Source organism: Amycolatopsis kentuckyensis (assembly GCF_002155975.1).
GTDB classification, from domain to species: Bacteria; Actinomycetota; Actinomycetes; order Mycobacteriales; family Pseudonocardiaceae; genus Amycolatopsis; species Amycolatopsis kentuckyensis.
In genome coordinates, this window is the sequence record NZ_MUMI01000446.1 from 1 (window position 1) to 12,863 (window position 12,863).

At 70.3% G+C, this 12,863-nt stretch carries 11 protein-coding genes; 2 read left to right on the forward strand and 9 right to left on the reverse strand.

Annotated elements, in window-relative coordinates; all coding sequences use genetic code 11:
• A partial coding sequence (locus tag CCN39_RS36070; RefSeq protein ID WP_341867721.1) for a DUF6596 domain-containing protein occupies positions 1-580 on the forward strand: 580 nt, incomplete at its 5' end.
• Between the two features lie 55 nt (positions 581-635).
• On the opposite strand, the gene CCN39_RS36075 is transcribed toward CCN39_RS36070, so the two are convergent.
• The 9 genes from CCN39_RS36075 to CCN39_RS36115 all read right to left on the reverse strand — a co-directional run bounded on the left by CCN39_RS36075 (position 636) and on the right by CCN39_RS36115 (position 10,483).
• A complete protein-coding gene (locus tag CCN39_RS36075; protein WP_086849732.1) occupies positions 636-1,748 on the reverse strand; it encodes an ABC transporter ATP-binding protein in 1,113 nt (370 codons plus the stop codon).
• Positions 1,745-2,740, reverse strand: a complete 996-nt coding sequence (locus CCN39_RS36080; RefSeq protein WP_086849734.1) for an ABC transporter ATP-binding protein — start codon at positions 2,738-2,740, stop codon at positions 1,745-1,747. The genes CCN39_RS36075 and CCN39_RS36080 overlap by 4 nt, the downstream gene beginning before the upstream one ends.
• A gap of 6 nt (positions 2,741-2,746) precedes the next feature.
• The gene (locus CCN39_RS36085; protein WP_086849735.1) at positions 2,747-3,676 is read right to left on the reverse strand and encodes an ABC transporter permease; all 930 of its coding nucleotides are present in this window, start codon (positions 3,674-3,676) and stop codon (positions 2,747-2,749) included.
• Positions 3,673-4,674, reverse strand: coding sequence for an ABC transporter permease (locus CCN39_RS36090; protein WP_086849737.1), 1,002 nt, complete (start codon positions 4,672-4,674; stop codon positions 3,673-3,675). Before CCN39_RS36090 ends, CCN39_RS36085 begins: the two co-directional genes overlap by 4 nt.
• Positions 4,675-4,760: 86 nt before the next feature.
• Positions 4,761-6,440, reverse strand: a complete 1,680-nt coding sequence (locus CCN39_RS36095; RefSeq protein ID WP_244211152.1) for an ABC transporter substrate-binding protein — start codon at positions 6,438-6,440, stop codon at positions 4,761-4,763.
• Between the two features lie 328 nt (positions 6,441-6,768).
• A complete protein-coding gene (locus CCN39_RS36100; RefSeq protein WP_244211153.1) occupies positions 6,769-7,272 on the reverse strand; it encodes a uridine kinase family protein in 504 nt (167 codons plus the stop codon).
• Between the two features lie 37 nt (positions 7,273-7,309).
• The gene (locus tag CCN39_RS36105) at positions 7,310-7,744 is read right to left on the reverse strand and encodes a DUF2304 domain-containing protein (protein WP_086849741.1); all 435 of its coding nucleotides are present in this window, start codon (positions 7,742-7,744) and stop codon (positions 7,310-7,312) included.
• Between the two features lie 13 nt (positions 7,745-7,757).
• Positions 7,758-8,459 carry a glycosyltransferase family 2 protein gene (locus tag CCN39_RS36110; protein ID WP_208630535.1) on the reverse strand — a complete coding sequence of 234 codons (702 nt, stop codon included), beginning with the start codon at positions 8,457-8,459 and terminating at the stop codon, positions 7,758-7,760.
• A 59-nt stretch (positions 8,460-8,518) separates the two neighbouring features.
• A complete protein-coding gene (locus tag CCN39_RS36115; protein WP_086849744.1) occupies positions 8,519-10,483 on the reverse strand; it encodes a DUF6541 family protein in 1,965 nt (654 codons plus the stop codon).
• Positions 10,484-10,653: 170 nt separating this feature from the next.
• Here CCN39_RS36115 and CCN39_RS36120 point away from each other — a divergent pair, with 170 nt between their 5' ends.
• Positions 10,654-12,714, forward strand: coding sequence for a DUF6541 family protein (locus CCN39_RS36120; protein ID WP_086849746.1), 2,061 nt, complete (start codon positions 10,654-10,656; stop codon positions 12,712-12,714).
• The last annotated feature ends 149 nt before the right edge of the window (positions 12,715-12,863 follow it).

The window sequence follows — 12,863 nt, forward strand, 5'->3', positions numbered from 1 at the left end:
GCTGCACGCGGAGCTGCCGGACGACGGCGAGGTCGCCGGGCTGCTGGCCCTGATGCTGCTGACCGAAGCCCGCCGCCCCGGGCGCGTCGATGCGACCGGGGCGCTGGTCCCGCTGGCCGAACAGGACCGGACCCGCTGGCACCGGGCGTTCATCGACGAGGGCGTCGCGCTGATCACCAAGGCCCTCGCCACCGCGCCCGTCGGCCCCTACCAGTTGCAGGCCGCGATCGCCGCGGTCCACGACGAGGCCGTGACCAGCGAAGACACCGACTGGGCGGAGATCCTCACGCTGTACGACCTGCTGCGGGTCGTGGCGCCCGGGCCGATGGTGACGCTGAACCGGGTGGTGGCGTTCGCGCAGGTCAACGGCCCCGAAGCCGGGCTCGCGGAGCTGGCCGAAGCGGCGACGGACCCCGCGCTCGCGCAGCACCACCGGGTCGACGCGATCCGCGCGCACCTGCTGGAGCTGACCGGGGACGCGGCCGGGGCCCGCGAGGCGTACCTAGCCGCCGCCCGGCGGACGCTGAGCCTGCCGGAGCAGGCGTACCTGCAGTCGCGGGCCACCAAGCCGGCAACCTGAGAACGGCCGGCCGGGACGAGGCCCGGCCGGCCGTTCTCATCGGAACATCAGAGCGTCACAGGATCTCGGCCGCGGTGCCGACGTCCGGCGGGCCCAGGTCGGGGTTGAGCGCCCCGGTCAGTTCCACCAGCTCCGGCTTCACCTCGTGCGGCTGGATGCGCCCGTCGCGGATGTCCTCCGCGTAGTGGCACGCCACCCGGTGACCGCCGCCGATTTCGCGCAGCTGCGGGCGGTCCGTGTCGCACAGGCTCGCCTGCTTCCACGGGCAGCGCGTGTGGAAGCGGCAGCCCGACGGCGGATTGGCCGGCGACGGCAGGTCACCGGCGAGCAGGATCTGCTCGCGGGTGTCCTCGACCTGCGGGTCCGGCACCGGGATGGCCGACAGCAGCGCCCGCGTGTACGGGTGCAGCGGGTCCCGGTACAGCGAGTCCGCGTCGGTCTCCTCGACCAGCGCGCCCAGGTACATCACGCCGATGCGGTCGGAGATGTGCCGCACCACCGCGAGGTCGTGGGCGATCACCACGTAGGTCAGGCCGAGCTGGGCCTGCAGGTCCTCCAGCAGGTTCACCACCTGGGCCTGCACCGAAACGTCCAATGCGGACACCGGCTCGTCGGCGACGATCAGGTCCGGCTCCACCGCCAGCGCCCGCGCGATGCCGATGCGCTGGCGCTGCCCGCCCGAGAACTCGTGCGGGTACTTGCGCAGCGACGTCTCCGGGAGACCGACCGCGGCCAGCAGCTGCCGCAGCCGCCGCTGGGTGGCTTCCTTGTCCTTGTCGAGGCCGTGCGCGTGCATGCCCTCGAGCAGGATGGACTCGACCGACTGGCGCGGGTCCAAACTGGACATCGGGTCCTGGAAGATCATCTGCATCCGGCGCCGGGCCTTCCGCAGTTCCTCACCCTTGAGCTGCGCGACGTCGGTGCCGTCGAACTTCACGGAACCGTTGGTGGGCTCGCTGAGCCGCAGGATGGCCCGGCCCAAAGTGGACTTTCCGCAGCCGGATTCGCCCACCAGGCCGTAGGTTTCGCCTCTCCGGATGGCCAGGTCGACACCGTCGACCGCGTACACGTGCCCGACCGTCCGGTCGAACACGATGCCGCTCTTGATCGGGAAGTGCACCTTGAGGTCGGTGACCTCGAGCAGCACGTCACCAGCAGGACGGGTCATCGGGTTCCTCCTCCCGCGGCGACCGCGGGCCGCACGGGGTTGTGACAGCGCAGCAGTCCGCCCTGATCGGGCACCAGCTGCGGCTGGACCTCGCGGCAGACCGGCAGCGCGTTCGGGCAGCGCGGCGCGAAGGCGCACCCGTGGTCCCACGGGATGTTGTCGGACACCGAACCCCGGATCGGGACGAGCTTTTCGCCGCGGCCCGCGTCCAGCCGCGGGATCGACGCCAGCAGGCCGTGCGTGTACGGGTGCCGAGGCTCGGCGAACAGCTGGTGCCGCTGCGCCCGCTCGACGATCTTGCCGCCGTAGAGGACGTTGACCTCGTCGCACAGCCCGGCGACCACGCCGAGGTCGTGCGTGATCATGATCAGCGCGGTGCCGGTGTCCTGCACCAGTTCCCGCAGCAGCGCGAGGATCTGCGCCTGGATGGTGACGTCGAGCGCGGTCGTCGGCTCGTCGGCGATGAGCAGCCGCGGGCGGCACGCCAGCGCGATCGCGATCAGCGCGCGCTGCCGCATCCCGCCGGAAAGCTGGTGCGGGTACTCGGAAAGCCGCCGCGACGGGTCCGGGATGCCGACCTTGTCCAGCAGGTCCACCGCTTCGACGGACGCCGCCTTGCGCGACATCCCGCGGTGGCGCTCCAGCACCTCGGTGATCTGCAGCCCGATCGGGATGACCGGGTTCAGCGAGGACAGCGGGTCCTGGAACACCATGCCGAGGTCGCGGCCGCGGCGGTCGCGCATGTCCTTGTCGGACAGGCGAAGCAGGTCGGTGCCTTCGAAGCGGACCGAGCCGCTGACCTTGTTGCCGCGCTTGGCCAGCAGCCGCATGATCGCCAGCGACGTCACGGACTTGCCGCAGCCGGACTCGCCGACCAGGCCGACCGTCTGGCCCGGCTCGACGTCGAAGCTGACTTTGTCCACCGCGGTGAACGACTGCTCGCCGCGGCGGACGAACTGGACCGTGAGATCACGGACCTCAAGGAGTGCCATGGGGGTTCACCGCCTGTTCTTCGGGTCGAGGGCTTCGCGGAGGGACTCGCCGAGCAGCGTGAACCCGAGGGCGACGATGATGATCGCGATCGCCGGGTAGTACGCGAGCTCGGGCCGGACGTCGAGGAACTGCCGGGCACCCTTGCTCAGCATGATGCCCCACTCCGCCCGGTTCGGGTCCGGGTCGCCCAGGCCGAGGAACGACAGCGCCGCGGCCTCCAGGATGGCGGTCGCCAGGGTCAGCGTGGCCTGCACGATGACCGGGCCGAGCGAGTTCGGCAGCATGTGCCGGAACACGATCGCGCTGCGCTTCACGCCCAGCGACGTCGCCGCGAGGACGTGGTCGCTGCTGCGCTGCGTCAGCATGGAGCCGCGCAGCAGCCGCGCGAAGATCGGCACCCCGATCAGCGAGACGGCGAGGATCACCGTCCACTGGCTCGGCTTGGCGAACAGGGCCGCGACCGAAATCGCCAGCAGCAGCGACGGCACCGACAGCATGACGTCGACCAGTCGCATGAGGACGGTGTCGACCCAGCCGCCGAACGCGCCGGCGAGCCCGCCGATGATGACGCCGAGGAGCACGCCGATCACCGTGGCCAGCACCCCGACGAGCAGGGTGTTCTGCGCGCCGACGAGCAGCCGCGACAGCTCGTCGCGGCCGAAGTCGTCCACGCCGAGCGGGTAGCCCGGCTGGGAGCCGGGGATGATCCCCTGGCCGAGGGCGACCTCGCCCTGCAGGTAGCGCTCGAACGGGTCCTTGGGCGCGATCAGCGGCGCGAACACCGCCAGCAGCACGAACAAGCCGGTGATCACGCCACCGGTGATCGCGACCGGGCTGCGCAGCATCCGCCGCAGGGCTTCGCGGCCGAGGCTGTTCCCGCTCGCCGCGGCGAGCTTGTCGATCGGCTCTTTCTTCTTGTTCAGCAGAGTGTTCATCGCACACGCACCCTCGGGTCGATGAGCCCGTACGAGACGTCGACCAGCATGTTCACCAGCACGTACACCAGCGCGCCGAAGAGCAGCAGCGCCTGGAGCCGGGGGTAGTCACGCCGTTCGATGCCTTCGGCCAGCAGGAATCCGAGGCCACGGAAGTTGAACACCCGCTCGGTCAGCACCGCGCCGCCGAGCAGCGCGCCGGTCTGCAGGCCGATGGTGGTGACCACCGGGAGCAGGCCGTTGCGCAGCACGTGCCGCCGCCGGACGACGGGCTGCGTGAGGCCCTTCGAGTTGGCCGTGCGGATGAAGTCCTCGTTGAGCACTTCGAGCACCGACGCGCGGGTGATCCGGGTGATCACCGCGAGCGGGATGGTGGCGAGCGCGAACGCCGGGAGGATCAGGTGCCTGATCGCGTCCCAGACGGCGTCCCATTCGCTCGTCATGATGCCGTCGAGGACGGCGAAGTTGGTGACGGCGGTGGCGTCCAGCCCCGCGGTCTGCCGGCCCTGCGACGGCAGGCCCAGCGGCCCGGCGAGCAGGTCCTGCATCATGTAGCCGAGGAAGAAGACCGGGACCGCGACACCGATCAGGGTCAGCACGATGATCACGTTGTCAACGGCGCCACCGCGGTAGCGGGCCGAAAGGTAGCCCGCCGGGATGCCGATGAGCACCGCGATGATCATCGCCGTGATGCCCAGCTCGATGGTGGCCGGCAGGAACGTGCCGATCTCCGACATCACCGGCTGGGTCGAGACCAGCGAGGCACCGAAGTCACCGGTGATCGCGCGGCCGAGGAACTTGAAGTACTGGATGATGACCGGCTGGTCGAGACCCAGCACGTGGTTGAGGTTGGCGATCTTCTCCGGCGTTGCCTTGTCGCCGAGGAGGGCGGCGGCGGGCCCTCCGGGCAGCGACCGTAGCCAGGCGAAGACCAGGATGGACAGGATGAGCAGCGTCGGAATCGCTTGTAGCAGCCGACGCACGAGAAAACGGAGCACTTGCAGTCCTTAGGTGGCAGCCCGCTGAGTACGGAACATGGGGTGGGTGCGGTAGCACCCACCCCATGCCTCGCGGCGTTGAGCCGTCAGTTCACGGTGACGGTGTTGAACCGCTCGTCGGTCAGCGGACTGGCAACCAGGCCCTTGACCTTCGGGCCGACCACGATGGCGGGCGGGCCGTAGGAGATCGGGATGGCAGGCAGGTAGTCCATGATCTGCTTGTTGACTTCCTGGTACGCCTTGGCGTGCGCGTCGCCCGGGGGCGAAGCGTCCGCGGCGGCGAGCGCCTGGAACAGCTGCGGGTTGTCGAACCCGAACTCCTTCTTCGTGCGGCCGAAGAAGGTGCCGACGAAGTTCCCGGCGTCGTTGTAGTCACCGGTCCAGCCGAGCAGGTGCAGGTCCTGCTTGCCGAACTTCTGCACGTCGTCCTTGTAACCGCCGTTCCACGGCTTGGCGACCGGCTCGATCTTGACGCCGATGGCCTTCAGGTCCTCGGAGATCGAGGTGAAGACGTCCGCCGGGTTCGGCATGTACGGCCGGGTGACCTCGGTCGGGTAGTAGAACTTCAGCGTCAGGTTGGTCGCCCCGGCCTGCTGCAGGAGATCCTTGGCCTGCTGCTGGTTGAACGGGTACTTGGTGACCTCGTCGGTGTAGCCGGAGATCGTCTTGGGCACGAACTCGGTGGCCACCTCGGCGCCCTCGGGCAGCTTGCTCTTGACGAACTGCTCGCGGTTGATGCCGTAGGCCAGCGCCTTGCGGACGCGGACGTCCTTCAGCTTCTCGCCGGCCGGGCCCGACTGGTTGATGCCCAGGTAGAGCACGTTGAACGGCGGGCGCACCAGCACCTGCTCGCCCTCGTTGCGCAGCAGGCCGTAGTCGGCCGGCGCCGGGTAGTCGTAGCCCTGGATGTCGCCGGCCTTGAGCGCCTGCTTGCGGGCGTTCTCGTCCGGGATCACCTTGAAGATCAGCTTGTCGAGCTTGGCCGTCTGGGTCGGGCTGGTGTCGTTCTTGGACAGGGCGATCTCACCCTTGCCCTGGTCCCAGCTGTCGAACTTGAACGGGCCGGTGCCGACCGGGTGCTTGTTCGCGTACTCGCTGTAGGTGAACGAGTCGCCGGACTGGGTGACCACGTCCGCCTTGTACTGCTGGAGAGCGGCCGGGCTCTGCATCGCGAACGACGGCAGGGTGAAGGCCGCCGGGAACGCGCCCTTCGCCTTGTTCAGGTTCACGACCGCGGTCGCCGGGTCCTTGGCTTCGCAGCTCTTGTAGACCGGGTCGCTGTAGTCGGTGCTCTCGTTCTTGGCGAAACCGCCGAAGACGTCGGCGTAGTAGATCATCTGGCTCTGGGCGGCGGCGCCCTTCATGTTGTACCAGCGGTCGAAGTTGAAGCAGACCGCGGTCGCGTCGAAGGCGGTGCCGTCGGAGAACTTCACGCCCTGCTTGAGGGAGAAGGTCCACGTCTTGCCGTCGTTGCTGGGCTCCCACTTCTCGGCCAGCGAGGGCTCGAGGTCGGCGGTGCCCGGCTTGTTCTGGATCAGCGTGTCGAAGATCTGCCGCGTGATCCGGAAGGTCTCGCCCTCGTCGTTGAAGATCGGGTCGAACAACTTCGGGTTACCGGCCGCGCCGAAGATCATGGTGCCCCCGGAACCACCCCCTGCGCCCTCTTCACGCTTGGATTCCGCACAGGCGGACAGCGAAACCGCGAGCGCGCCGCTGAGCCCGATCAGGGCCACGCGGCGTGTTCGGGTCAGCCGCAATTGCTGCATCTGGCACCCCTTGGGAGATGTTTCGGGTTCTAAGTCACCGTCCGGTCGGTCAGGAACTCGACGGACGATCGGTGTGCTCGCCGACACTAGCGGGAACTCGGCCCGCACTTAAGCACGTGAGGTTACGATCGCGCTACGTGGACGTCGATTTGACCGCAATGTGTCCGTAAATCACGACAGAATGTGACCATTTACGGGTGGTGGCTGCACCCAGTGCCTGATCCATGACTCAGATGGCGGTACCGACATTGCCCCACACGTGTATCCGGCTACGGATTGCTTAATCGATCCGGAGCAGCCCGGTCACGATGCGTGACCACGCGGTCCCCTACGAAAGTCGGGTTCCGGCGGCCTCGGGGGTGCCGTCGACGGCGAACCAGCCGCGCTCGAACCGTTGCCACCGCGCCAATTCGGCCTCTGCGGCCGCGCCGTCCCGTTCGACGGTCCGGGTGAGCCGCTCGGCCGCGGACCCGCCGGAGAGCCAGCAGAGGTGCGAAAGCAGGGGTCTTACCGAAGTCCGGCCGCTCGAGACGCCTTCCAGCACCAGGACATCCGGAACTTCCACCCGGACGAGCTCCCCCGGCCGGGGTGTCCCGGTGGACCAGTCCACTCGCCGGTACGTGCCCGGCACGCCGTCGGCCAGCGGGCGCAGGACGCCGTTGACGAGCTGCGGCCACCAGGCGACCGGGTCTTCCCACGTCGCGAAGGCGTCGGTGCTCACCAGGGACGTCCGGCAGCCGCGGGCGGTCAGCCCCTCGACGACCGAGGCGGCCAGGGTGGACTTCCCGGCGCCCGACGGGCCGTCGATGGCCAGCACCCGCACCCGGCCCAGCCGCGCGGGCGCGGCGAGCAGGGCCTCGATCAGCGCGTCACTTGCTGACGCGCTCGACCTCCGGAAGCCCTTTGACGTCGTCGGGAGCCGCCGTCTTCGCCTCCAGCTCGGCGATCCGGCTCGCCAGCTCGCGCCGCGTGTCCTCGAGTTCGCAGCGCAGCAGCGCGATCTCCTCGACCGACGTGCGCACCTCTTCCTCGAGGTGCCCGGTCTCGGTGGACAGGTGCAGCGACACGAGCGCCAGGACGACGCCGGCCAGGAGGAAGACGAAGTTCGACGGGGTTTCCACCCCGGTCAGCCCGGCGAGGAACTTCGCGGCCGCCGGGATCGCGGCCAGCACCACGACACCGATGGCGACGATCAGCCACACGCCCGCGTACTTCTCGCGCAGCTTGCGCCGCCGCATCATCTCGAGGACGACGAACAGCACGACGCAGGCGACGACGATGCTGAGGACGCGCCAACCTTCCATCTTCCCGAGCTCCTTATGCCGAGTCTGAGGAGTCGACCGCGGGGCGGCGGCGGACCAGCGCGAGCAGCAGCGCGAGCCCGGCGCGGCCCAGGTAGACGGCCGACTTGACGGGCGAGTGGCTGGGCGTGCCGCCCGCGCGCTCGCGCATGATGACCGGGATCTCCTTGATGGTCAGCTCGGCCCGGATGGCCATGACCAGCGATTCGACCGTGTCGCCGAGGTACTCGGCCGGGTAGTAGCCGGCGAACAGCCGGATCGCGCGCGGCCCCATCGCCTTGAAGCCCGAGGTGACGTCGGTGAGCCGGGTCTTCGCCAGCCGCGAGAACACGATCGACAGCGCGACCATGGCGTACTTGCGCGGCCCGCTGGCCTTGTACGCGCCCTTGCCGGCGAACCGCGAGCCGATCACGATGTCCGCGTCGTCGAGGCCGCGCAGCAGCGCGTCGAGCTCGTCCGGGTCGTGCTGGCCGTCGGCGTCCACCTGCACGACGACGTCGTACCCGCGGGCGGCGGCGTAGCGGAAGCCGGTGCGCATCGCGCCGCCCACGCCGAGGTTCACGGCGAGCCGGGCCACCTCGGCACCCGCGGCGCGGGCCAGCTTGGCGGTGTCGTCCACCGAGCCGTCGTCGACGACCAGCAGATCGCCGTCCGGCAGGGCCCGCTTCACCTGCTCGATGACCGACGCGACGCTCGCCGACTCGTTGAGGGCGGGCATCACGATGAGCACACGGCGGTTGGTCACCGGGGTCACTGACACGCGATCACTTTAGCCTTTCACTGCCCGTGACCGGCCGCGGACCCTGGTGCGGCACCGGCCGCGACGACGTCCTGCTGCCCCGCGATCTCGTAGATCGAGGCCCCGGCGTTGCGGTAGACCAGCTTGAACCCGGGTGTGGTGTCGAGGTGCAGGAGCCCGGCGTCGTTGCGCTGGTCGGGGACGGCGTTGCCCTGGCCGACGAAGGCGTACCGGACCTTGAGTCCACGCAGGATCTGCCGGGCCTTCGGGTCGTTTTCCAGCCGGTTCGCGAACGCGCTGACGTAGCCGACGTCGCTGGTGCGCGGGGCGCCGTAGTAGTTCCACTGGGTCGGCTGCACCCCCTGCAGCGCGTACATCCAGACCGACCCGTCGAGGCGGTCGTTCAGGACGCGCTCGCCGGGGACCGTGTGCTGCGCCAGCCAGGCGAACGCCGTCTCCTCGTCCGCGCTCACCGCGGGGAAGCCGCGGTAGGCGATGTTCACGTGGACGGAGTTGAGGTGCACGTACCCGCGGCTGAACCCGCCGATCACCGCCGCGAGCAGCACCACGCCGGCCAGGACGGGCGCGGCCGGGTGCAGCTTCGGCAGCCGGGGCCGGACCTTCGCCGCGAACCACGCCGTCGCGGTGTGGACGAACTCGCCGAAGCCCACCGCGCCGATCATCGGCAGCAGCGCGGCGAGCCGGTAGTTGTCGTTGTAGAACGGCCCGCTGAGCAGGTGGACCAGGCCGTTCTCCATGGAGACCGTCGCCGCGTACAAGCCGCCGAGGACGACGTACGCGGCCACCAGCCAGATCATCCGCCGGTGCCGGACCAGCAGGAAGATGCCGGCGATGGCGGGCAGGCCGAGCCACCACTGCGGGAAGCTCGCCATCGGCGAGAACGTGACCGTCTGCCCGACCGCGCCGGTCATGGTCGCCGCGTTCGCCCAGACCGCGGACGTGACGCCGCCGGCGTTGTAGAGCGAGGGCAGCACCTGGGGCAGGCCGAGCCCGACGGCGAGCAGCGCGGCCGCCACCAGCGACGGCCAGGCCCGCCGCCAGTCGATCGGTTCGACCTTGACGAGCACGACGGCCAGGATCAGGACGCAGTAGACGGCGAGGACGAACACGACGCTCGTGTGCAGCGCGGCCAGGCCGGCGACCCCGACCCCGACGGCCAGCGGTCCGGTGGCCCCGCCCGGCTCGAGCAGCAGGCGGACCACCGCGAGCATGGCCGGGACCAGGGCGACGCCGGCGGCGTACGGCCAGACCGGGCCGTGCCAGAACAGGTCGTAGGGGAACGAGGTGAAGCAGGCGGAAGCCGCCGCGGCCGCGCCGGCCGTGACCGCCGGCATCCGCCACGCGCGGCACATCGCGGCCACGCCGAGCGGCACCGCGAAGGTGACGGCGATGGACGCGAAGTTCAGCAGCGGCATCACGGTCAGCCCGCCCTTGCCGAAGAGCAGGGCGAGCAGCGCGTGGTAGGTGTCCGGGTAGAAGTAGTGCGTCTCGTCCGGCAGGTTCGCGATGGTGCCGATGGTCGACGGGCGCGCGTCACCGCGCTCGGCGATCCAGCGGACGAGGTTCGCGTGGAACGCGGCGTCCCAGTCCTGGTTGACCGTGCCCGGCGTGGGGATGCCGCGCAGCACGGTGAGCGCGCCGACCGCCATCCCCGCGGCGACCCCGAGGGCCGTGAAGGCGTGCGCGCGCCACGACCACCGCGGGCGCTCGGGCGTCTCGGCGTCCGGACGGCGCCGCCGGGTGAACCGGGCCACGGCCCAGGTGACGGCGAAACCGAGGGCCGACACCACGAGCGTCCACAGTGTCACGGAGAGCGCGGTCCACCGGATGCCCGTGCCGCCCAGCAGCGGGATGGCGAGGGCCACGATCCCGAAGGTGAGGACCGGCGCCGCCGCGCCCAGCGTCCAGCCGCGCAGGCCGATCGCCGCGCCGAAAACGGCGCCCGGGAGCCAGAATGCGGCCAGAACGAGCAGAAAACCCATTCTCCCACCCCATTTTCCGCCGTGGTCCGTCCCGCACCCGCGGTGACCGCCGTTCTCCGGGCGGCGGCCACGCTACCGTGCACGTCAGCTCGCTGGTCACCCGCATCCTGGGCGGACCGCGGCCACCCATAGACTCGCCGGCGTTGGCGGCTTTGTTGATCGGAGAAAGCATGCTGTCCGAAGCTGTCCGGCTGGCTGCGGGAATCCTGGTGGTGTTGCTCCCGGGATTTTCGATCCTCCTGGTCACCGGCGTACGCGAACGGTTGTGGCTGGCGGGCCTTTCGGCGCCGTTGACCACCGGGTTCGTCTTGCTCGTGTCGCTCTTCACGGGCGTCACCGGGCTCCGCTTCGGCCTGTGGACCGCGGCCGTCGCGCTCGTGGTCGTCCTGCTCGTGCTCGGCGGGGTGCGGTGGCTGGTCCGCCGTCGTCGCGCGGCCGCCGAGCCGGTCGAGCCGGCCGAAGACCCGCGGCTGCGCACGCTGACCGGCCGGGCCGGGACGGTCGCCCAGGTCCTGGGCGCGCTCATCGCCGTCGCCGGGGTCGGCCTCGGCGTCCGCGTGTGGCACAAGGGCCTCGGGTCGTGGCAGACGCCGACCCAGGAGCACGACACCGTCACGCACGCCGTGCTGACCGCGTTCACGCACTTCACCGGCAAGGCCGCGCCCTGGCAGATCCTGCCGATCGACGTGGTGCACGACACCAACGTCCAGTTCTACCCGCCCGGCTTCACCGACATCAGCGCGCTGCTCACCGACATCTTCGGGGACACGATGCTGTCCCTGAACCTGGCGACCGTCGTGTTCTCGGTGGTCGTGCTGCCGCTGTCGGTGGCCGCCTTCACCGCGGCGGTGCTCCGGCACGGCCGGCTCGGCCGCGGCTGGGTCGAGCTCGCGGCCGGCGTGGCCGCGCTGGTCTCGGTGCAGCTGTACCGCCCCGGCATCGCCTTCGCCCACGACGGCGGCGTCCTGCCGAACGCGGCCGCGATGACGCTCATGCCCGGGCTGGTCGCCGTGATGCTGGTGATCGGCAAGCGCAACTGGGGACGCGCGGTGCTGGTCGGCGTCGCCGCCGCCGGCGCGTTCAACCTCCACCCGAGCGCGCTGACCTCGGTCGCGCTGACCACGGTCGCGGCCATGATCGGCCTGCTGTTCACCAAGGCGGGCCGGCTCGCCTTCGTCCGCGCGCTGCTGCCGCTGGTGCTGGCGGGCGTGGTCGCCGTCGTCCTGATCGTCCCGGACGTGCTGGCGCTGCTGCGGCTCGGCAACGGCTCGGTGGTCGACGCGCCGGCCAACATCCGCGGGGTGCAGTTCGGCGCGTCGTTCGAGCTGGTCGCCCGGCTGCCCTACGGCGGCTACTTCGACCCGAGCGGCACAATGGGCCAGCTGGTGCTCGGCCTGCTGGGCCTGGCCGGCGTCGTCGCCACGCTGCTGTCGCGGCGGGCGTGGCCGCTGCTGACGGCCTGGCTGTTCTGGGCCACGGTCATGGTGAGCTTCCACTACTCGCCCAACTCGGGCTTCGGCGCGATGATCGGCCGGTACTACTACCGCGTCGCCAACCGCCTCGACACCCACGTCTACCTGCTGATTCCCCCGCTGGCGGGGGTCCTGTTCGTGGCTGTCGGGCTGTTCGTCGTCGCGGTTCAGAAGCGCAACCCGGTTCCGGCGCGGTTCCGGCCGGCGGTGGCGTACGGGCTGATCGTGGTGCTGCTGGGTGCGCTGACGCTGACGTCGTTCCGCGGCTACATGAACACGGGAGCGTTGTCGCTGAGCCAGCGCTACGCGGCCCCGCAGTTCGTCCGCTACGACGCGGCGGACGACGCGGCGGCGAAGTGGCTGCACGAGCACGCGGCCCCGGGCGAGACGATCCTCAACAACGCGAACGACGGCTCGACGCTGCTGTACGTGGACTACGACCTGCCGATCCTGAACATCGTCCCGGACGGCCACAGCCCGATCCAGGACAACATCACCCTGCTGGCGATGTTCAACTACTACCCGGAGGACGCCGAGGTCCAGAGCATCCTCCGGGCGAAGAACGTCCGCTGGGTGTACGTGGACACCTCGGCCCCGACGGTCGGCACGGACGGCCACCACTGGACGGGCAAGCTGACGTACAGCCTGGCGCCGGGACTGAGCAGGCTGGCGGGGTTGCCGGGCTTGAAGAAGGAGTTCAGCTCGGGAACGGTGAGCGTGTACCGGCTGGACCTGCCACAGACCCCGCCGCGCGGCTGACCGCGGGCCGCCTTTCTGAGGCTGACCGCGGGTCGCCTTCCCAAGGCTGACCGCGGCCGCCTTTCCGAGGCTGGCCGCGGGCCGCCGCCCCAAGGCTGACCGGGGGCCACCGCCCCAAGGCTCACCGCGGGCCGCCGCCCCGAGGCTGG